Source organism: Lichenicoccus sp., from assembly GCF_965277665.1.
Taxonomy (GTDB): domain Bacteria; phylum Pseudomonadota; class Alphaproteobacteria; order Acetobacterales; family Acetobacteraceae; genus Lichenicoccus.
In genome coordinates this window covers 2,018,988-2,039,763 of record NZ_OZ255835.1, presented here as the reverse complement: position 1 = coordinate 2,039,763, position 20,776 = coordinate 2,018,988, and the positions used below count along the sequence as shown (strand labels likewise).

Sequence of the window (20,776 nt, the reverse complement as noted above, 5' to 3'; positions counted from 1 at the left end):
GGCTGACGCACGCGACCGTCTGTAGGGCGCGCGCCGACGATGGTCCACCCCGGCCCGGCTTTGCGCAGGCGGGCCCGCGTGAGAGCATACGACGGCGGATACCGGGCGAACAGGAGACGGCATTTTTCATGGCGCGGAGCCTCAAGGAGAGCGAGCGCCAGCTCTGGGATGCAGTGACCCAGGAGATCAGGCCGCTCAAGGGCCGTGCGCCGCCACCAAAGCCGGCGCCCGAGGCGCCCCCGCCGACGCCGGAGCCTGCACCCGCGCCGGTTGCAGCACCGGCAGCCAACGCCCGCAAGCCGCGCCCGCGCACGGTGGCAATCACGCAGATGGTCGAGGTTGGCCGACGCCAGCCTGGCCTCGACGATACCAGCTGGCGTCACCTGTCCAACGGCCGGCTGCGCGCCGAGCGGACGCTCGACCTGCATGGCCGCACCGCGCAGGCGGCCTTTATCGCCCTGCACGGCTTCCTGCTGCGGGCCCAGGCAGACCGGCTGCGCTGCGTCGAGATCATCACCGGCGTCGGCTCCGGCCAGGAGGGCGGGATCCTGCGGCGCGAGCTGCCGTTCTGGCTCAGCCGGCAGGATCTGCGCCACCTGGTGCTGGCCGCGGTGCATCCGCATCCGGGCAACCCCGGCTCGGTGCGCGTGTTGCTCCGGCGGCGGGTGAGCAAGGGCTGCCCGGCTTGAGATTGAGAGACGCCTCGACGATGGTTCACACGCTGCGGATGATCCTCGGCGACCAGCTCTCCGATGCCATCACCTCCCTCGACGGCCTCGATCCGGCGCATGACCGGGTTCTGATGGCCGAAGTGCGCGACGAGTGCACCTATGTCAGGCACCACAAGAAGAAGATCGTGCTGGTGTTGTCGGCGATGCGCCACTTTGCCGACCGGTTGCGCGCGCGCGGCGTGGGCGTCGATTACGTGGAACTGGATGACCCCGACAACACGCACGCGCTGCGCGGCGAGATGCTCCGCGCCGCGCGGCGCCTGCGGCCGCGGCGCATCGTCGTCACCGAGGCCGGCGAGTGGCGGCTGATGCAGGACATGGCCGGGTGGCAGGAGGCGGCCGGTGTTGCTGTCGAGATCGCTCCCGACACGCGCTTCCTCTGTTCGCACGGCCAGTTCCGGCACTGGGCAGAGAACCGGCGCGAGCTGCGCATGGAATTCTTCTACCGCGAGATGCGCCGCCGTCACGACGTGCTGATGGACGGCGACGCTCCGGTCGGCGGACGCTGGAACTTCGATACGGAGAACCGCAAGCGCATGCCGGCCGGCACGCAGCCGCCGCTGCCGCCGCGGTTCGCGCCGGATGCGACCACGGCGGCAGTGCTGGCCCTCGTCGAGCGCGAGTTCGGCGCGCATTTCGGCGTCACCGCGCATTTCGATCTGCCGGTGACGCACGAGCAGGCGATGGAGGCGCTCGATCATTTCGTGTCCGACCGGCTCGCATCATTCGGCGACTGGCAGGATTTCATGCGCACCGGCGATCCGGTGCTGTTCCATGCCCTGATCTCGACCTCGCTGAATTGCGGCCTGCTCGATCCGCTGGTGGCGTGCCGCGCCGCCGAGCGGGCCTGGCGCGAGGGCAGCGCGCCGCTCAATGCGGTCGAGGGGTTCATCCGGCAGATCCTGGGCTGGCGCGAATACGTGCGCGGCATCTACTGGCTGCGCATGCCTGGTTACGGCCACGAGAACGCTCTCGGCGCGCGTCGGGCGCTGCCCTGGTTCTACTGGTCGGCCGAGACGCCGATGAACTGCATGGCGCAGGCGATCGGCGATACCCGCGAGAATGCCTACGCCCATCACATCCAGCGCCTGATGATCACCGGCAACTTCGCGCTGCTGGCGGGTCTCGACCCGGACCAGGTCGATGAGTGGTACATGGTCGTCTACGCGGATGCGTACCAGTGGGTCGAGATGCCGAACGTGCGCGGCATGGCACTGTTCGCCGATGGCGGGGTGATGGGATCCAAGCCCTATGCGGCGTCGGGCGCCTATATCAACCGCATGAGCGACTATTGCGGCAACTGTGCCTACGACGTGAAGCGTGCCACCGGCGATGGCGCCTGCCCGTTCAACTTCCTCTACTGGGACTTCATCGCACGCCACGAGCGGCGGCTCGGCGCGAACCCGCGCATGGCGATGCCGGTGCGGACATTGTCGCGCATGGCGCCCGCGCGCGTCGCGGCCATGCGGGCGCAGGCGGGGCGGTTCCTGGACGGGCTGAACCCGGAACCTCCCGCCATCGTTGCAACCGCATCATCCTGAGGAGTGTTGTTGATGTTGCTGGTCCGAATTTCCGTTGCCGCGGCGCTTGGGGTCGCTCTGCTGGCGCCGTCGGCGCGCGCGGCCTCGCCGACCGACGAGGCGTTCGTCGCCAAGGTCAGCCAGGGCGGCATGTTCGAGGTCAAGCTGGGCCAGGTCGCCGCCGACCAGGGCTCGACCCAGGACCTCAGGGACCAGGGCAACACCGAGATGCACGACCACACGCTGGTCGGCGACAAGCTGAAGTCGCTTGCCAACGGCATCGGCATCACCTTCCCGAACACGCTCAAGGCGCAGTTCCAGGACCGGCTCGACCGGCTCCGCGCCCTGTCGGGTCGCGCCTTCGACAGCGGCTACCTGCGGGCGATGGAAGACATCCACGCCAAGGACGGCGCCGCTTTCGCCGCCGAGGCGCGCAACGGTTCGGATCCGAAGCTGCGCGCCTTTGCCGCGGAGACGCATCGCATCGTCGAGCGGCACGTCGGCGAGTTGAAGGCGATCGGCCCGGCGCGCGACTGAGAGCCTCTCCGATCTCGCTCAGCGTAGCGCATTCTCGGACACGCTCTGAGCTTCGCAGCCTGTCCGCGGGCCAGAGGCCGCTCGCCGATGGCGGCCGCCCTGCCGGAACGGCTCCAGCGCGGGCGCACCCGCGCCGGATCGTTGTTGTCGGACGATGGTGCTGATCAGGCTCGCGGGTACCTCAGGCTGGCAACATCGCGCCGGATCGTTGTTGTCGGACGATGGTGCTGATCAGAGGGCCCGGAACTGCGCCTGGTTCAAGGCATGCAGCTGGATCAGCGAGAAGTCCATCGCCTGCGGGTAGGTGAACCCGCCGAGCTGTGTCGTGCTCAGGCTGGCAACATCCGCCGTGCTCAGCGCGCCGATCTGGGCGCTGGTCATGAACGGCACCTGCGCCGTCGTCAGTGCGCTGAGCTCAGTCGTGGTCAGCGCCGCCACCTGCAACGTGGACATCGCCGTGATGCTGGCGCTGCCCAGGGCGGCGACTTCCGCAGTGGTCAGGACCGCCACCGCCTTGGTTCCCAGAGCAGAGAACTGCGCCGATGTCAGCGCGTCGACGGTCGTCGCGGACATGGCGGCGACCTGCGCCGAACCCAGGCTGGCGATCTGCGGTGCGGCCAGGAAGCCGATCTGCGCCGGTGTCAGGCCTGCGGCGTCTGCGGTGGTCAGGGCTGCGGCCTGTGGCCCGGAGAGTGCGGCGAACTGCTTGCTGCCGAGGCCTGCGACCTGGTCGGTGGTGAGGGTGGCGATCTGGGTTGTGGTGAGCGCATTGAGCTGCGGCACGGTGAGGCTGAGCAGCTGGTTGACGCCGAGGGCCTGGACCTGGGCGGTGGAGAGCGAGGCGAGCTGGGCGGTGGTCAGGTAGGGGATCTGGTTGTTGACGAAGCCGGCGAGTTCGGCGGGCGCGAGGCCGGCGAGGGCGGCGACGCTCAGGCCCGGCACCTGGTTCTGTTCGAGGGCCTCGACGCTGGTGGTGGCCATGGCGGCGAGCTGGGCGGAGCTGAGGCCGGCGAGCGCGGTGCTGGAGAGCACGTAGGCCTGCAGGGTGGTGATCGCGCCGATGTCGGGCAGGGTCATCGCTGCGAGCTGCGGCTTGGTGAGCGCCGCGACCTGGCTCTGCGACAGCGCCTGGATCGAGGCGGTGCCGAGCGAGACGATCTGGGCTGTGGTGAGGGCGGCGATGTCGGCCGGGCTCAGGCCGGGATACTGGCCGGTGCCGAGGTCGGCGAGTTCGGCGGTGGTCAGGGCGGCGAGCTGGCCGGTGCCGAGGCCCGCGATCTGGGTGTTGGTCAGGCTGGCCCACTCGGCGGTGGTGAGGCCGGCCAGCGCGGCGGTGGTCAGGGCGGCGACCTGGGCCGAGGTCAGGCTCGGCAGGGCGGTGGCGATGGCGGCGATCTGCGCGGAGCCGAGGCTGGCGAGGGCGGTGTTCGAGAGGCCGGTGATTCTGGTGGCGGCGATGCTGGCGATGTCGGCGGTGGTGACGGCGGCGAGCTGGCTGCCGGAGAAGGCGCCGAGCTGGCTCGCGGTGAGGGTGCCGACCTGCTGCGCGGTCAGGACCGCAACCTCGGCTGTGGAGAGCGCGTGCAACTCGGCCGCGGTGATGCCGAGGATCTCGCCCGAGGTGATGGCGGCGACCTGCGCGGTCGACAGGTTGGCGATCTGCGCCGCCGTCAGGGCGGGGAACTGGCCTGCGGCGTAGGCGGTGAGGCCTGCGATCTCGGCGGTGCTGATACCGGCAAAAGCTGCAGTAGTGATGGCGGCGATCTGGGCGTTCGAGAGCGCGCCGAGCGCGGTCGAGGTCATCGCGGCGATCTGCGCCGAGTTCAGCGCGGATATCGCGGCGAGCGAGAGCGACGTCGCCTGGTAGGTGCCGAGCCCCGCCATGTCGGCCAGGGTGAGGGCTGCGGCCTGCCGGGCGGTGAAGGCGGCGAACTGCTTGCCCTCGAGGCCTGCGACCTGGTCGGTGGTGAGGGCCGCGATCTGCGTCGTGGTCAGCGCATTGAGCTGCGGCACGGTGAGGGTGAGCAGCTGGTTGACGCCGAGGGCCTGGATCTGGGCGGTGGAGAGCGAGGCGATCTGCGCCGCGGTCATGTAGGGGATCTGGTTGTTGACGAAGCCGGCGAGTTCGGCGGGCGCGAGCCCTGCAAGTGCCGCGGTGGTCAGGCCCGGTACCTGGTTCTGTTCGAGTGCCTCGACGCTGGCGGACGACATCGCGGCGAGCTGGGCCGATGTCAGCCCGCACAGCGCAGTGCTGGAGATCGTATAGGCCTGCAGGCTGGAGATCGCGCCCATGTCCGCCAGGCTCACGGCGGCGAACTGTGCCGCGGTCAGCGCGTCGATCTGGCTCTGCGACAGGCTTGCAATGTCGGTCGTTGTCAAAGCCGCGATGACAGAGATCGGCTGGGTCGAGATTGCGGCCGGCGTCAGATCAGAAAACGACATGGAACATGGTCCCCAGACGGGCTGCGCACAGGCGCGCTGCGATGGAGACCAATATTCAGCAAAATATCTTATAAAAGATGAACGGGCAGAGCGCGTCGAACGGCGCCTGCGAACCGCGTCGTCTCAGCGCTGCCCGAAGCCGGCCGGCGCGAACAGGTCCTGCAGGCCCTGCGGCTGCGATCGCAGGTATTGCGGGGGCGCCGGGACCTGGCCACCCAGCTTCGCTGCCGCGTGCCAGGGCCAGCGCGGGTCGTAGAGGATGGCGCGGGCAATCGAGATCGCATCCGCCTCGCCCTGCGCCACGATCGCCTCCGCCTGCTCGGGCTCGGTGATCAGTCCGACCGCGATCGTCGGCAGTCCGACCTCTGCCTTGACCCGCTGCGCGTATGGCACCTGGTAGCCGGGCGCCAGCCTGATCGCCTGATCGGGCGACACCCCGCCGGTGGTGACATGGATCGCCGCACAGCCGCGCGCCTTCAATGCCTGCGACAGGGCGATGGTGCCTTCGATATCCCAGCCGTCCGGCACCCAGTCGGTTGCCGAGATGCGCATCCAGACCGGCTTGCCGGCGGGAAACGCCGCCCGCACCGCGTCGAACACCTCGATCGGAAACCGCATGCGGTTATCCAGCGAGCCGCCGTACTCGTCGGTCCGGTGGTTGGCGATCGGCGAGAGGAACTGGTGCAGCAGGTAGCCGTGCGCGCCATGGATCTCGATCCCGTCGATGCCCAGCCGGGCCGCGCGCCGCGCCGTCGCCACGAAGTCATTTCGGACACGGTCCAGCCCCTGGCGATCCAGCGCCTGCGGGGCGTGCTCGCCTTTGGCGTGCGGAACATCCGACGGGGCAACCGTCTGCCAGCCGGATGGCTCGCCGGGCGCGATCTGTGCGCCGCCCTCCCACGGCAATCGGCAGGACGCCTTGCGCCCGGCATGGCCGAGCTGCATGGCGACCACGATCGGCGAATACCAGCGGATCGCCGCCAGCACCCGTGCCAGCGCCGCCTCGTTCGCGTCCGAATACAGGCCGAGATCGCCGGGCGAGATGCGGGCCGCCGGCGAGACCGCGGTGGCTTCCAGGATCAGCATGCCAGCCCCGGACAAGGCGAGCTGGCCGAGATGGATCATGTGCCAGTCGCCGGCGCTGCCCTCGTCGGCGGAGTACTGGCACATCGGCGCGATGATGATGCGGTTGGCGAGGCGCCGCTCGCCCAGCCGTAAGGCCTCGAACAGATGGCTCACGCGGCGGTCGGGTCGAGCCAGCCGATATGACCGTCTGTGCGCCGGTAGACGACGTTGATCTCGCTGCTGGCGCTGTTGCGGAACATCAGCACGGCCTGATCGGCAAGATCGAGCCGCATCACCGCCTCGCCCACGGTGAGGCGGGCGATGTCGGTGGGCTGCTCGGCGATGATGGTGGCAAAGGCGCCCGACGCCGAGCCGTTCATCCAGGAAGCGGGCCCGGTCGCTCCGGGACGCCGCGCCGCCGGCGGCTGCTCCTCGTCCTGCCGCAACACGTATTGCCGCCCGATCTCCGGACGCCGGCGCGGCGACTGGTCGCGCGCATGCTCGTTGACCCGGCGCCGATAGCGTCGCAACCGCTTGGCGATATGCTCGGCGGCATCGTCGAAAGCGCTATGCGCGTCCGCCGCCTCGCCCTCGCCGCGCAGCAGCAGGCCGCGTGCCGCATGTACGTTGATGTCGCAGGTGAAGAAGCTGCGCGCACGCCCGAATGTCACGTTGGCCTCAAGCGCATCGTCGAAATACTTCTCGGCGATGATGTCGAGATGCGCCGTGACCCGCGACCGCAGGGCATCGGACAGGTCGATCTGCTTGCCGGCAACATTGATCTGCATGCGTGCACTCTCCCCAGCGGTTTCGGGCCCAACGGTTCCAGTTAGGGAGGGGCAGGGCTCGCGTGGGACGCCAGCTTTATAGTGGGGATTTGTCTCCCCGGCTGAGACTGGACATCAGACGGAGATTGCTTTCTCCCGTTTGCGCTGCACGGAACTTGGTATCCGCAGGGCCTCCCGATATTTGGCCACGGTTCTGCGGGCGATGTCTACGCCCTCACGCCGAAGTGCGGCCACGATCGCATCGTCCGACAGCACGCAGATGGCGTCCTCCGCGGCGATCATGCCGCGTATGCGGTGCCGCACCGCTTCCGCGCTGTGGCTCTCGCCGGTGACGCCGGCGATCGCGGTGGTGAAGAAATACTTGAGCTCGAACAGTCCGCGCGGGGTCGAGATGTATTTGTTGGCGGTGACCCGCGACACCGTGCTCTCGTGCATCTCGACCGCTTCGGCGATGTCGCGCAGGATCAGCGGGCGCAGGTGACCGACGCCGCGCAGCAGGAAGCCGTCCTGGCGACGCATCACCTCGCTGGCCACCTTCAGGATGGTCTGCGCCCGCTGCTGCAGCGACTTCACCAGCCAGTTGGCGCTGGCCAGCCGCTCGCTCAGGAACAGGCGGTCGTCGCGCCCGGCGCGCAGCGAGACCTTGGCGTGGAACGCCTCGCTGACCAGCAGTTTCGGCATGGTCTCGGGGTTGAGTTCCAGGATCCAGTCGCCGGCGAGGCCGGGCCGCATCAGCACGTCGGGCAGGATCGGCTGCGGCGCGGCGCTGTCGTGGCCGGCGCCCGGCTTGGGGTCGAGGGCGCGTATCTCGGCCACCATGTCGGCCAGGTCGTCGGCATCGACACCGCACAGCGTCTGCAGCCGCTTCAACTCGCGGCGTCCCAGCAGCTCCAGGTTGTCGAGCAGGATCGCCATCGCCGGATCGAGCCGGTTGCGCTCGGCCAGCTGAGCCGCCAGGCACTCGCGCAGGTCGCGCGCGAACAGGCCGACCGGATCGAAGCGCACCATACGCGCCCGCACCGCGGCGACCCGGGCGATCGACACGCCGAGTGCGCGGGCCAGCGCCGCATCGTCGATCGATACCCGCCCGGCCGGTTCCAGCAGGGCGATGAAGTGGGCACCGATCAGCCGGTCGACCGGATCGGCGAGACCCAGCCTGAGTTGCTCGCCGAGATGATCGCGCAGCGAACGCGGCGTGTCGGCCAGGCTGTCGATGAAGGAGGCACCGGCTTGCCCGTCGAGGCCGTTGCCGCCGGACCGGCTCCAGTCCGGACCCGGGCCCGCATCGAGGCTGCCCGCGGCGTCGTAGCCGCTCACGTCGAACTGCTCGGCATAGTCCGCATCCAGCGGCGAAGCGGCGGCGTCCGGCAGGGTCTCGGCGCCGACCAGCAGGTCGGTGGAGACCGGCTCGCTCGACACTTCCCGCAACGGCCGCTGGTCGAGGGCGGCCAGCTCGGGCGTCGTCTCGCCGCGCTCGTCACGCTCAAGTAACGGATTACGTTCGAGTTCTTCCTCGATGAAGGCGGCGACTTCGAGATTCGAGAATTGCAGCAGCTTGATGGCCTGACGCAGCTGCGGCGTCATTACCAGGGTCTGTGTGTGCCTGAGCTCCAGCCTTGGTCCAAGTGCCATGGCCGGCAGGCTACAACGAAAATCTCTCCCCGAGATAGACGCGGCGCACGTCCTCGTGGGCGACTACTTCCTCCGGCACGCCCTGCATCAGCACCTGTCCGCCATGCATGATGTAGGCGCGGTCGATGATCTCCAGCGTCTCGCGGACATTGTGGTCGGTGATCAGGACGCCGATGCCGCGATGCTTCAGATGGCTCACCAGGTCGCGTATCTCGCCGACCGCGATCGGGTCGATGCCGGCCAGCGGCTCGTCGAGCAGGATGTAGCTCGGCTGGCTGGCAAGCGCCCGGGCGATCTCCAGGCGTCGACGCTCGCCCCCCGAGAGCGCCAGCGAGGGTGAGCGCCGCAGCCGGGCGATGCCGAACTCGCGCAGCAGCTCGTCCAGCATCATCTCGCGCCGGTGCGGATCGCTCTCCACCACCTCGAGGGCGGCCATGATGTTCTGCTCGACATTGAGGCCGCGGAAGATGCTGGCCTCCTGCGGCAGGTAGCCGATGCCGAGGCGCGCCCGGCGATACATCGGCAACTGGGTGATATCGGCGCCGTCCAGGGTGATGGTGCCCTCGTCGGGCTGCACCAGGCCGACGATCATATAGAAGGTGGTGGTCTTGCCGGCGCCGTTCGGCCCGAGCAGCCCGACCGCTTCGCCGCGCTGCACGCTGATCGAGACATCCTGCACCACCGCGCGCTTGCGGTAGCTCTTGCCGACCGCCTGCGCCGACAGTCCGACCATGCCCGACGCATCGTCGGCGAGCGAGCCCAGCGGGTTCTGGCCCATCTCGTTCAAGGTGTGTCCATTCCGCTCAAGGTGTCGCCGGCCTGGACGGCGCCGGCTTGGACGCCGCCGACTTGGCTCCGGCCGGCGCGGCCGCGGCTGCGGGCTTGCTCCCGGGCGGGCTGTTATTGTCGTTCGGCACGATCAAACCCCGCACGAGCGCTCCCGGATCCTCCGTCATGGTGGCGAGGCCGGTATGCATGTTGACGATCGCGGCCGCGCCATTGAGCTGGTTCTGCCCACGGGTGATGTGGACGTTGCCGACGATCCGCGCAATGCCTGTATCGGGAACGTACACACCGCGATCCCCGGTTACAGTCTCGGTCTGCGTGCGCACCACCACGTGGCCGAAGGCGTGCACCAGCTTCAGCTTGCCGGAACTCTGGATCGGATCGTCGGCCGGGCTGCCGGGCTTGGCCAGGGCAGCACTCGCGGCAGTGGCCTTGCCTTGCGCCTTGCTCGGAGTTCCCGCCGGCGGCGGCGTGTTCGGGGCGCTGTAGCCGACCAGGATATCGCCGCGCAGGCGGCGCCCATCGTTGGTGGTTACCGAGGCGTTGCCGCGGCCGACCGACATGCGGGTCTGCGACCAGTATTCCATGACATCGCGCGCGGTCAGCAGCTGGGTGGGCGTGGTGAGGTGCAGGTCGTGCCCGGTCATCACCAGAACCGCCTGGTCGATGTCGTAGATCGCGTGGTCGCCGAACGCCTGGTCGGTCGCGGTGAAGATGTGCACGTGCCCGATCGCCTCGAGCCGGTAGATCTCGTTGGCGCCGGTGTCGTCGTTGGCCGGCCCGGAGCCGGGCTTGGCCGCGACCGGCTTGGCGGCGGCCCCGGGGGGCACCGCCTTCTTGCGGTAGTAGGCGCGCAGCCGGTCGGCGGTGACGGTGACCCCGCCGCGCACCGCCTGCGCCTCGCGATAGGCGGTGACGATCTGCGCCTTCTGGTCCCAGTCGAAGCCGCCCAGCGCGGTGACCGTGATCTGGCCGCCATGCGACAGGTCGATCGCCTGGCCCCGGGCCGGCGCGGCCTGGCTGACCAGGACGGCGAGGGCGAGCGCGAGCGGCGACAGCGTGCACTGCGCGAGACGGCGCATCACGAGTGGCCCGGGTCGGTGGTCGCAGCCGCCGGTTGCGGGCGCGCGGTATGGTCGTCATTGAGGATCATGCGTCCCGGCCCGCGGAACTGCACGATGCCATCGTGCTGCGACATCAGGTAGCCCTGCGCATCGAGCACCCCGAACGGCCCCTCGGCGTGCACCCAGTCATCCGAGACGACGATGCCGCGCCGCACGTCCACGCCCGCGGTCGGGCCGGTCATGATGGTGCCGTCGTCGCGGTAGAACATGACATGGCCCGAGAGGTCGAGCAGCTGGCTGTGCTGCATGTAAACCCCCGAGCGCGACCTGATCGCAAGCCAGGTACCGCCCTGCGACAGCATGTCGGCGATCGGACGGCTCAGGTTGACCCGCTCGGGATCGACCTGGCGCGCGGTATCCGCGGTGATCATGTACGGCCGGCCGTGCGCATCCAGGCCGCGATAGCGCGGTCCCAGCATGCTGCCGCTATCCAGCCGGACGGCGGACGCCTCGCGGTAGGCGACGCGCCCGGCGTTCAGCGACCGGTCGAGCTCCGGCCAGGCGGCGATCGACCCCAGCAGCAGCAGCGCCGCGACCGGCAGCAGCCACTTGGCCGAACGCAGCAGCATCCGGCGCCTGGCCTGCTCGATTTCGGTCGGCGGCCGGCGATGCGACGGCGCCTGCTGCACGCTCATGCGCCGCCGGGCCGCGGCGGCGCTCGGCTCCTGCCGATCGGAGATCTGGGGACCGGTCGCCGTCACGCTGTCAGGACCATGGTACGCAAGTCGGGAGAGCCACGACCATGCCTCACGCGATCCCGGCGCGCAGCAGGTCGTGCACATGCAGGATGCCGGCGGGACGGCCCTCGGCGTCCAGCACGAACAGGCTGGTGATCGGGCGCGGGGTCGCATTCATCAGCCGCAGCGCCTCGGCGGCCAGCATGCCTTCATGGATCGTGCGCGGTGCTGCATTCATGACATCGCCGGTGCGCAGCGCGCGCAGGTCGCGCTCGATGGCGCGGCGCAGGTCGCCGTCGGTGATGATGCCGACCAGCCGGCCATCCGGACCGGTGATGCCGAGGCAGCCGAAGGCCTTGCTGGTCATCAGCATCACCGCCTGCAGCATCGGCAGGTCCGGGCCGGCGAGCGGCAGCGCGTCGCCGGTGTGCATCAGGTCGCAGGCGCGGCGCAGCCGGGCGCCGAGCCGGCCGCCGGGATGGTAGAGGCCGAAATCCCGCGCGGTGAAGCCGCGTCGCTGCAAGAGCGCCACCGCCAGCGCATCGCCTAGGGCCAGCTGCATCGTCGTGCTGGTGGTCGGCGCCAGGCCCATCGGGCAGGCCTCGGCGGCTGCCGGCAGCACCAGCACGATGTCGGCGGCACGGGCCAGCGTCGAGGCGGCCTGGCCGGTGACCGCGATCAGCGTCATGTCGAAGCGCCGGGAATGCGCGATGACATCGGCGAGCTCCGCGGTCTCGCCCGAGTTGGACAGGGCCAGCACCGCATCGCCCACCTGCAGCATGCCGAGGTCGCCGTGCGACGCCTCGGCGGGATGCACGAACAGCGACGGCGTGCCGGTGGAGGCGAGGGTCGCCTGGATCTTGCGTCCGACATGGCCCGACTTGCCCATGCCGCAGACCACGACCCGGCCGGGCAATGCCGCAAGAGCGTCCACGGTGCGTACGAACGCGGCACCGAGTGCCTGTCCGGGCTGCATCGCCGCCGCCATCGCGGAGATCCCGGCGGCCTCGGCACGCAGCAATTCGGCGGCCGTGAGCAGGTCGTCCGAAGTCTGGGGTGGGCTCTGCACGGTCATCGTCCGCAGGACTTCTACTCCGCATCGCAGCCGCCGGGATCGGGCCCCGTCGCCGGACGGCCAGGCGCGCGCGCCCTGTATGGTCACGGCGGCCGTTCCGGTCAAATCCCGGACAGACGCCGGCTTCCCCTTTTAGTGCGCGAAGATATCCGGCGCGTCGTAGCCGAGCAGGTCCAGCCTGGCGCGGGTCGGCAGGAAGGCGAAGGTGTCGAGGGCGAGGTCGAGACGGTTTTCGCGGATCAGCAGGCCCTCGAGCCGGTCCCACAGCGCATGCAGGTGCAGCACGTCGGACGCGGCATAGGAGAGCTGCTCCGGCGACAGGTCGGCGGCCCCCCAGTCGGAGGTCTGCTGCTGCTTGTTGAGGTCGATGCCGAGCAGCTCGCGGCAGAGCTCGCGCAGCCCGTGCCGGTCGGTGAAGGTGCGCACCAGCTTGGCGGCAATCTTGGTGCAACGCACCGGCGCCACGGTGATGCCGAGCGCATGCTGCAGGATGCCGACATCGAAGCGCGCGAAATGCATCAGCTTGAGCGTCGCCGGATCCGCCAGCAGCCGCTTGAGATTGGGGCAGTCCGCCCCGCGGCCACCGAGGGAGGGCGGCACGATCTGCACCAGGTGCGCCTGGCCGTCGCCGGCGCAGAGCTGCACCAGGCAGAGCCGGTCGCGATGCGGCAGCAGGCCCATCGTCTCGGTATCGACGGCGACGCTGCCGCCGAGTGCCAGGTCGTCCGGCAGGTCGTGCCGGTGCAGATGGATGGTCGCGTTCTGCATGAACTGCGTGACGTTCCTCTCCGCGGCAGGTGGCATCTTGCTGGAACCCCGCCTGTCGGGCGGGCTGCCGCCACCGAAGGGTGCTGCGTCACTCGTGTGTGGTGCCCAGGAGAAGACTCGAACTTCCACGACCTTTCGGCCACAGGTACCTGAAACCTGCGCGTCTACCAATTCCGCCACCTGGGCTGAGGGGCAACCGTCGCGGCAGCGGCGGGTGGTGGGGCGATCTAACGGCCGCCGGCTGCTGCGTCAACTGGCGCGGGCCGGGTTTGTGCGGTTCCGCAACGGCTACCCCGTCCGGGCAGCGGTTGAGGCAAGTGGCGCCCTCCGTTAGTGATGCAGCCGATCTGTCGGCCGGATCGTTCTGTCGGCCTCTCCTTATGCAGGTAGGACGCATTCCCTGATGGCGACGCGCAGTGTTGCGACGGTGTTCGGCGGCTCCGGCTTCCTGGGCCGCTACGTGGTGAAGCGGCTGGCGCAGCAGGGGCACGTCGTGCGGGTGGCGGTGCGCCGCCCGTCGCGCGCCAACGATCTGCGCCCGATGGGGCGTGTCGGCCAGGTGGTGCCGCTGTATGCCTCGCTTGCTGACGAGCCCAGCGTGGCGCAGGCGGTCGAGGGCGCCGACGTGGTGGTCAACCTGGTCGGCATCCTGGCCGAGGCGAAATCCGGCGACTTCATGCGCGTCCATGCCGAGGGCGCCGGCCGCGTCGCGCGGCTGTCGGCAGCGGCCGGAGCAAGCGCGCTGGTGCAGATGTCGGCGATCGGCGCGGCGGCCGACAGCCCGAGCGGCTATGGCCGCAGCAAGCATGCCGGCGAGGAAGCCGTGCGGGCCGCTTTCCCAGATGCCGTCGTGCTGCGCCCGTCCATCGTGTTCGGGCCGGAGGATGCCTTCTTCAACCGCTTCGCCGGCATCGCCCGGCTCGCCCCGGTGTTCCCGCTGTTCTGCGGCGATACGAAGTTCCAGCCGGTCTATGCCGGCGACGTGGCCGAGGCGGTGCGGCACTCGGTGGATGGCGCCGCCTTCGCCGGGGGCACCTTCGAACTGGGTGGTCCGCGGGTTGCCAGCTTTCGCGAGCTGATGGCCTGGATGCTGCACGAACTCCGGCGCCGGCCGCGCATGGTCGACGTGCCAATGCGGTTGGCACGGCTGCAGGCCGCGATCCTCGAGCACGTCCCCGGCAAGCCGTTGACACGCGACCAGCTCGCCATGCTCGGGCGCGACAACGTGGTAGCGGCGCAGGCCGCCGGGTTCGAGGCACTCGGGATTGCGCCGACGCCGCTGGAACTGATCGTGCCGGGCTACCTGGACCGCTACCGCCCCGGCGGCGGCAGGCGGCAGATCCCGCAATAGGGCCGGAACGGCCATTATCGCGGCCGTGTTTGTGCTTCAACCGGCCAAACCGGGATAAGAGCAGCTATTCCGGGCAAAAAAGGTCAGCAACACTGTCTTTTACCGCCGGGGGTGAGGCTGTACGGTTCCGGTATCCGGATCGGCCTCCCCCGTGGAGGCTGCCGGCTCGTCGCCCAGCCTTCATAAGGATCGCCATGGCCGACCGCATGCTGCAATTCCCCCACGTGCAGCAACACCAGCCGGACAAGCGCGCGGTGCCGGAACGGCGCGAGGATTTCAACGAGATCTATCGCTCGTTCAGCGTGCAGGCGGCCGAGCTGCAGTCCAGCCGCTGCTCGCAATGCGGCGTGCCGTTCTGCTCGATCCACTGCCCGCTCTCCAACGACATCCCGGACTGGCTGAAGCTGACCGCGGAGGGGCGTCTCGAGGAGGCCTACGAGGTCAGCTCGGCGACCAACAACTTCCCCGAGATCTGCGGCCGCATCTGTCCGCAGGACCGGCTGTGCGAAGGCAACTGCGTCATCGAGAAGGGTTTTGAAAGTGTCACCATCGGGGCGGTCGAGCGATTTATCACCGATCACGCCTTTGAAGCCGGCTGGGTGCGCCCGATCAGGCCGCACCTCGAGCGCGACCGTTCGGTCGCGATCGTCGGCGCCGGGCCGGGCGGCCTGGCGGCGGCCGAGCAGCTGCGCAAGCGCGGCTACCGGGTGCATGTCTATGACCGCTACGATCGCATCGGCGGTCTGATGATCTACGGGATCCCCGGCTTCAAGCTGGAGAAGGAGATCGTCACGCGCCGGCACACGCTGCTGGAGCAGGGCGGCATCGTGTTCCATCTCGGGCGCGGCATCGGCGACGTGGACGACGACGAGACCATTGCCTTTTCCACCCTGCGCGCGCGGCACGACGCGGTGCTGATCGCGACCGGGGTGTACAAGTCGCGCGACATGGGCGGTCCCGGCGTCGGCCTGCCCGGCATCGTCAAGGCGATCGACTACCTGACCGCGTCGAACCGGCGCTCGCTCGGCGACGTGGTGCCCGACTTCGACAGCGGCCTGCTGGATGCGAGCGGCAAGCATGTGGTGGTGATCGGCGGCGGCGACACCGCGATGGATTGCGTGCGCACCGCGGTGCGCCAGGGCGCGGCCTCGGTGAAGTGCCTGTATCGGCGCGACCGCGCCAACATGCCCGGCTCGCTGCGCGAGGTGAAGAACGCCGAGGACGAGGGGGTGGATTTCGTCTGGCTGGCGGCACCCGAAGCCTTCCTGGGTGACAACACCGTGCCAGGAAGCGTGCGTGCGGTGCGCGCGGTGCGCATGAAGCTCGGCCTGCCGGACGCGACCGGTCGGCAGTCGGTCGACGCGGTCGAGAATAGCGGCTTCACCCTGCCGGCCGACCTGGTGATCAAGGCGCTCGGCTTCGATCCCGAGCCGTTGCCGACGCTCTGGGGCGAGCCGGCCCTGGAGGTGTCGCGCTGGGGCACGCTGAAGGTCGGCCACACCAGCTTCATGACCAGCCTGCCCGGCGTGTTCGGCGCCGGCGACATCGTGCGCGGCGCCAGCCTGGTGGTGTGGGCGATACGCGACGGCCGCGATGCTGCGGCCAGCATGCATCGCTGGCTGCAGGAGAACGCCCAGGAGAGCGCCCAGGAGAGCGCCCGGGTCAACACACAGGCAGCCGCGGAGTGAGCCCGATGGATCATGTCGATCAGGAGAGCGGCCCCCAGGAGAGCGGCCTGGAGTTCGTGGCGAACTGGCAGCGCAATGCCGAGGCGATCTCCGGCAGCTACGACGCGAGCCAGGAGCATGATGCCTGCGGCGTCGGGCTGGTGGCAGCACTCGACGGGCGCCGGCGCCGCGATGTCGTGGAGGCCGGGATCGCGGCGTTGCGCGCGGTCTGGCATCGGGGTGCCGTGGATGCGGACGGCAAGACCGGCGACGGCGCCGGCATCCATGTCGAGATCCCGCAGGACTTCTTCGCGGATGCGATCGCGCGCGCCGGCAGCCCGGCCGGCAGCGGCCAGGTGATCGGCATCGGCATGGTGTTCCTGCCGAAGACCGACCTCTCGGCGCAGGAGCGCTGCCGCGCCATCGTCGAGACCCAGATCCTGGCGTTCGGCTACGGCATCTATGGCTGGCGCCAGGTGCCGATCGATACGAGCTGCATCGGCGAAAAGGCCAACGCGACGCGGCCCGAGATCGAGCAGATCATGATACGCAACCTCCGCTCCGTGCCGGAGCCGGAGTTCGAGCGCGACCTTTACGTCATCCGCCGGCGTATCGAGAAGGCGGCGATCGAGGCGCAGGTGGCGGAGCTGTATTTCTGCTCGCTGTCCTGCCGCTCGGTGATCTACAAGGGCATGTTCCTGGCCGAGAACCTGACCGACTTCTATCCAGACCTGCTCGACCCCCGCTTCGTCAGCCGGTTCGCGATCTATCACCAGCGCTATTCGACCAACACCTTCCCGACCTGGCGCCTGGCGCAGCCGTTCCGCAAGCTCGCGCATAACGGCGAGATCAACACGATCTCCGGCAACGTCAACTGGATGAAGAGCCACGAGACTAGGCTCGCCGATGCGGTGCTCGACCCGTTCATCGAGGACATCAAGCCGGTGGTGCAGGCCGGCGGGTCGGACACCGCCTCGCTCGACAACGTGTTCGAGCTGCTGACCTTCGCCGGCCGCGATGCGCCGATGGCGAAATCGCTGATGATCCCGGCAGCCATCGTCACCGGTCCGGCGATGAATGCGGCACACCGCGACATGTTCCTGTACTGCAACGCGGTGATGGAGCCGTGGGACGGGCCGGCGGCGATCTGCGGCACCGACGGGCGCTGGGTGATCGCGGGCCTCGACCGCAACGGCCTGCGTCCGCTGCGCTACACCATCACCGCCGGCGACATGCTGATCGTCGGCTCCGAGACCGGCATGGTGAAGGTGCCGGAAGGCGAGATCGTGAGCCGCGGCCGCCTGGGGCCCGGGCAGACGGTGGCCGTCGACCTCCACGAGCGCCGCTTCTACGGCGACGACGCCCTGCTCGACCTGCTGTCGCGCCGGCACGACTATTCCGGCTGGGCCAAGCGCATCCACCGCATCGACGAGATCGTGCGCGCGGATGCCGTCGAGCCGGTGCACTACACCGGCGAGGCGCTGCGCCGGCGCCAGCTTGCGGTCGGCACCACGCTCGAGGAACTCGAGCTGATCCTGCAGCCGATGGGGGCCGAGGGCGCCGAGGCGATCGGCAGCATGGGCGACGACACCCCGCTCGCGGTGCTGTCGGAGACTTATCGGGGCCTCGCGCATTATTTCCGGCAGGCGTTCAGCCAGGTCACCAACCCGCCGATCGACAGCCTGCGCGAGACCCGCGTGATGAGCCTCACCACCCGGCTCGGCAATCTGGGCAACGTGCTGGCCGAGGAGGAGGCGCAGTGCGAGCTGCTGCAGCTCGAGAGCCCGATGCTGTCCACCGGCGAGCACGCGGCACTGCGCGAGTTCCTCGGCGCCAATTCGTGCGTGATCGACTGCACCTTCGAGGCCGATCAGGGCGAGGCCGGGCTGCGGTCGGCCATCGAGCGTATTCGCCGCGACGCGGAGGAGGGCGTGCGCGCCGGCTGCGCGCACGTGTTCCTGACCGACGAGCACCAGGGCGCGGCGCGCGCCTATATTCCGATGATCCTCGCCACCGGCGCGGTGCACACGCACCTGGTGCGACATTCGCTGCGCACCTTCACCAGCCTCAACGTGCGCACGGCGGAATGCCTGGACGTGCATGCGATGGCGGTGATGATCGGCGTGGGGGCGACCACGGTGAACCCGTATCTCGCCCAGGAGAGCATCGCGGATAGGCATCGCCGCGGCCTGTTCGGCGACATCTCGCTGCGCACCGCGGTCGAGCGCTACCGGCGCGCGATCGACAAGGGACTGCTCAAGACGATGTCCAAGATGGGCATCTCGGTGATCGCGTCGTATCGCGGCGGCTATAATTTCGAGGCGATCGGCCTGTCGCGCGCGCTGGTGGCGGAGTTCTTCCCGGGCATGCCGTCGCGCATCTCCGGCATCGGGCTGTCCGGGCTGGCGCGCAACGTGCTCGGCCTGCACGAGACCGCCTGGAGCGACGAGGCGGTCACGCTGCCGGTGGGTGGATTGTACAAGTTGCGCCGGCGGGGCGAGGTGCATGCCTTCGATGGCGGCCTGATCCACACCTTGCAGACCGCCTGCGCCACCGACAGTTTCACCACGTACAAGCGCTATGCGGATGCGGTGCGGCGGCAGAAGCCGGTCGCCTTGCGCGACCTGCTCGATTTCCGCGAGGGCCGCACGCCGATCCCGGTCGAGGATGTCGAGAGCATCACCGAAATACGCAAGCGGCTGCTCGCACCGGGGATCTCGCTCGGCGCACTCGGCCCCGAGGCGCATGAGACCTTGTCGATCGCGATGAACCGCATCGGCGCGCGCTCGGACAGCGGCGAGGGCGGCGAGGACCCGGCGCGCTCGAAGCCGCGCGCCAACGGCGATAATGCCTCCTCGGCCATCAAGCAGATCGCGTCCGGCCGCTTCGGCGTCACCGCGCAGTACCTGAACGACTGCCGCGAGATCGAGATCAAGATGGCGCAGGGGGCCAAGCCCGGCGAGGGCGGCCAACTGCCCGGCTTCAAGGTCACCGGGCTGATCGCCAAGCTGCGCCACGCGACCCCCGGCGTCACCCTGATCTCGCCGCCGCCGCACCACGACATCTACTCGATCGAGGACCTCGCACAGCTCATCTACGACCTCAAGCAGATCAACCCGGAGGCCACCGTCACCGTGAAGCTGGTGGCGCGTTCGGGGATCGGCACGATTGCCGCCGGCGTCGCCAAGGCGCGCGCGGATGCGATCCTGATCTCGGGCCATTCGGGCGGCACGGGTGCGAGCCCGCAGACCTCGGTGAAGTATGCCGGGCTGCCCTGGGAGATGGGGCTGGCCGAGGCGCACCAGGTGCTGATGCTCAACCGCCTGCGCCACCGGGTGAAGCTGCGCGCCGATGGCGGGCTGAAGACCGGGCGCGACGTGGTGATGGCGGCGATGCTCGGCGCCGAGGAGTTCGGCATCGGCACCGCGTCGCTGGTGGCGATGGGCTGCATCATGGTGCGGCAGTGCCATTCCAACACCTGCCCGGTCGGCGTCTGCACGCAGGACGAGGCGCTGCGGGCGAAGTTCGAGGGCACCCCCGAGAAGGTCATCAACCTGTTCTCGTTCATCGCCGAGGACGTGCGCAACATCCTGGCCTCGCTCGGGTTCTCGACCATGAACGAGATCATCGGGCGCACCGACCTGCTGCACCAGGTCAGCCGCGGCGCCGACTATCTCGACGATCTCGACCTCAACTCGCTCCTCGCGCAGGCCGATCCCGGTCCGCACGCGCGGTTCTGCACCCGCGAGGGCCGCAACGAGGTGCCGGAGACGCTGGACGCGCAGATGATCGCGGACGCCAAGCCGCTGTTCGACCATGGCGAGAAGATGCAGCTGCACTACAGCGTGCAGAACACGCATCGCGCCATCGGCACCAAGATCTCGAGCAAGATCGTGCGCCGCTTCGGCATGGCGACGCTGGCGGCGGGGCATCTCACGGTCAGGCTGCGCGGCTCGGCCGGCCAGTCGCTCGGCGCGTTCGCGGTGCAGGGGCTGAAGCTCGAGGTGATCGGCGACGCCAACGACTACGTCGGCAAGGGCCTGTCGGGGGCGACCATCGTGGTGCGGCAGGCGCCGTCCTCGCAGCTGGTCAGCAACGAGAACGCGATCATCGGCAACACCGTGCTGTATGGCGCGACCGCCGGCGCGCTCTATGCCGCGGGGCAGGCCGGCGAGCGCTTCGCGGTGCGCAACTCGGGCGCGGTCGCGGTGATCGAGGGCTGCGGCTCGAACGGCTGCGAGTACATGACCGGAGGCACGGTGGTGGTGCTGGGTCCCGTCGGCGACAATTTCGGCGCCGGCTTCACCGGCGGCATCGCCTTCGTCTATGACCAGCGCGGCGATTTCGAGCTGCGGGTCAACCCGGAGACGCTCGGCTGGAGCCGTGTCGGCGCGGGCGCTACCGAGCAGGAACTGCGCGGGCTGATCGAGACGCATGCGCGCGAGACCAGCAGCCGGTTCGCCGCCCTGCTGCTGCATGACTGGGACAAGGCGCTGCCGCATTTCTGGCACGTCGTGCCGAAGGAGTATGCCCGGGCCTTGAACGAGGGGGCGCTCAACCAGGCGGCGCCGCAGCAGATGGCGCTGATGGCCTGATCGTTCCTCGGGCACGGC

15 protein-coding genes and 1 tRNA gene are annotated in these 20,776 nt (G+C 69.3%); 6 read left to right on the top strand and 10 right to left on the bottom strand.

Annotation, left to right across the window (positions count from 1 at the left end; translation table 11 throughout):
* Nucleotides 1–128: 128 nt before the first annotated feature.
* From ACQY4O_RS09340 to ACQY4O_RS09330, 3 genes are read left to right on the top strand one after another with little or no spacing between them, the layout of a single operon-like run.
* Nucleotides 129–689 (top strand): Smr/MutS family protein, encoded by a 561-nt coding sequence (locus tag ACQY4O_RS09340; protein WP_428376009.1) that lies wholly within the window; start codon nt 129–131, stop codon nt 687–689.
* Nucleotides 690–709: 20 nt separating this feature from the next.
* Nucleotides 710–2,272 carry a cryptochrome/photolyase family protein gene (locus tag ACQY4O_RS09335; protein ID WP_428376007.1) on the top strand — a complete coding sequence of 521 codons (1,563 nt, stop codon included), beginning with the start codon at nt 710–712 and terminating at the stop codon, nt 2,270–2,272.
* 12 nt (nt 2,273–2,284) lie between these two features.
* Nucleotides 2,285–2,788, top strand: coding sequence for a DUF4142 domain-containing protein (locus tag ACQY4O_RS09330; RefSeq protein ID WP_428376006.1), 504 nt, complete (start codon nt 2,285–2,287; stop codon nt 2,786–2,788).
* 231 nt (nt 2,789–3,019) lie between these two features.
* On the opposite strand, the gene ACQY4O_RS09325 is transcribed toward ACQY4O_RS09330, so the two are convergent.
* From ACQY4O_RS09325 to ACQY4O_RS09280, 10 genes are all read right to left on the bottom strand, one after another.
* On the bottom strand, nt 3,020–5,230 hold the full coding sequence (locus tag ACQY4O_RS09325; RefSeq protein WP_428376004.1) for a hypothetical protein: 2,211 nt from the start codon (nt 5,228–5,230) through the stop codon (nt 3,020–3,022).
* 123 nt (nt 5,231–5,353) lie between these two features.
* Nucleotides 5,354–6,469, bottom strand: a complete 1,116-nt coding sequence (locus tag ACQY4O_RS09320) for an NADH:flavin oxidoreductase/NADH oxidase (protein ID WP_428376002.1) — start codon at nt 6,467–6,469, stop codon at nt 5,354–5,356.
* On the bottom strand, nt 6,466–7,083 hold the full coding sequence (gene hpf, locus ACQY4O_RS09315) for a ribosome hibernation-promoting factor, HPF/YfiA family (RefSeq protein WP_428376000.1): 618 nt from the start codon (nt 7,081–7,083) through the stop codon (nt 6,466–6,468). The genes ACQY4O_RS09320 and hpf overlap by 4 nt, the downstream gene beginning before the upstream one ends.
* 114 nt (nt 7,084–7,197) lie before the next feature.
* On the bottom strand, nt 7,198–8,715 hold the full coding sequence (rpoN, locus tag ACQY4O_RS09310; RefSeq protein WP_428375998.1) for an RNA polymerase factor sigma-54: 1,518 nt from the start codon (nt 8,713–8,715) through the stop codon (nt 7,198–7,200).
* A 10-nt stretch (nt 8,716–8,725) separates the two neighbouring features.
* Nucleotides 8,726–9,493: an LPS export ABC transporter ATP-binding protein gene (gene lptB, locus ACQY4O_RS09305; RefSeq protein ID WP_428378155.1), complete on the bottom strand. Its 768-nt coding sequence runs from the start codon at nt 9,491–9,493 to the stop codon at nt 8,726–8,728.
* A 25-nt stretch (nt 9,494–9,518) separates the two neighbouring features.
* Nucleotides 9,519–10,583 (bottom strand): LptA/OstA family protein, encoded by a 1,065-nt coding sequence (locus ACQY4O_RS09300; RefSeq protein WP_428375997.1) that lies wholly within the window; start codon nt 10,581–10,583, stop codon nt 9,519–9,521.
* Nucleotides 10,583–11,326: an LPS export ABC transporter periplasmic protein LptC gene (lptC, locus tag ACQY4O_RS09295; protein ID WP_428375995.1), complete on the bottom strand. Its 744-nt coding sequence runs from the start codon at nt 11,324–11,326 to the stop codon at nt 10,583–10,585. The genes ACQY4O_RS09300 and lptC overlap by 1 nt, the downstream gene beginning before the upstream one ends.
* A 46-nt stretch (nt 11,327–11,372) precedes the next feature.
* Complete coding sequence (locus tag ACQY4O_RS09290) at nt 11,373–12,377, bottom strand: KpsF/GutQ family sugar-phosphate isomerase (protein ID WP_428375993.1); 1,005 nt, start codon at nt 12,375–12,377, stop codon at nt 11,373–11,375.
* A 132-nt stretch (nt 12,378–12,509) separates the two neighbouring features.
* On the bottom strand, nt 12,510–13,181 hold the full coding sequence (locus ACQY4O_RS09285) for a ribonuclease D (RefSeq protein WP_428375991.1): 672 nt from the start codon (nt 13,179–13,181) through the stop codon (nt 12,510–12,512).
* Between the two features lie 63 nt (nt 13,182–13,244).
* Nucleotides 13,245–13,331: transfer RNA gene (locus tag ACQY4O_RS09280), tRNA-Leu, on the bottom strand.
* Between the two features lie 217 nt (nt 13,332–13,548).
* Here ACQY4O_RS09280 and ACQY4O_RS09275 point away from each other — a divergent pair.
* The 3 genes from ACQY4O_RS09275 (at nt 13,549) to gltB (ending at nt 20,758) form a co-directional block, all read left to right on the top strand.
* Nucleotides 13,549–14,496 carry a complex I NDUFA9 subunit family protein gene (locus ACQY4O_RS09275; protein ID WP_428375990.1) on the top strand — a complete coding sequence of 316 codons (948 nt, stop codon included), beginning with the start codon at nt 13,549–13,551 and terminating at the stop codon, nt 14,494–14,496.
* Nucleotides 14,497–14,690: 194 nt separating this feature from the next.
* A complete protein-coding gene (locus ACQY4O_RS09270) occupies nt 14,691–16,184 on the top strand; it encodes an NAD(P)-dependent oxidoreductase (RefSeq protein ID WP_428375988.1) in 1,494 nt (497 codons plus the stop codon).
* Nucleotides 16,185–16,189: 5 nt separating this feature from the next.
* Nucleotides 16,190–20,758: a glutamate synthase large subunit gene (gltB, locus tag ACQY4O_RS09265; protein ID WP_428375986.1), complete on the top strand. Its 4,569-nt coding sequence runs from the start codon at nt 16,190–16,192 to the stop codon at nt 20,756–20,758.
* Nucleotides 20,759–20,776 lie beyond the last annotated feature (18 nt).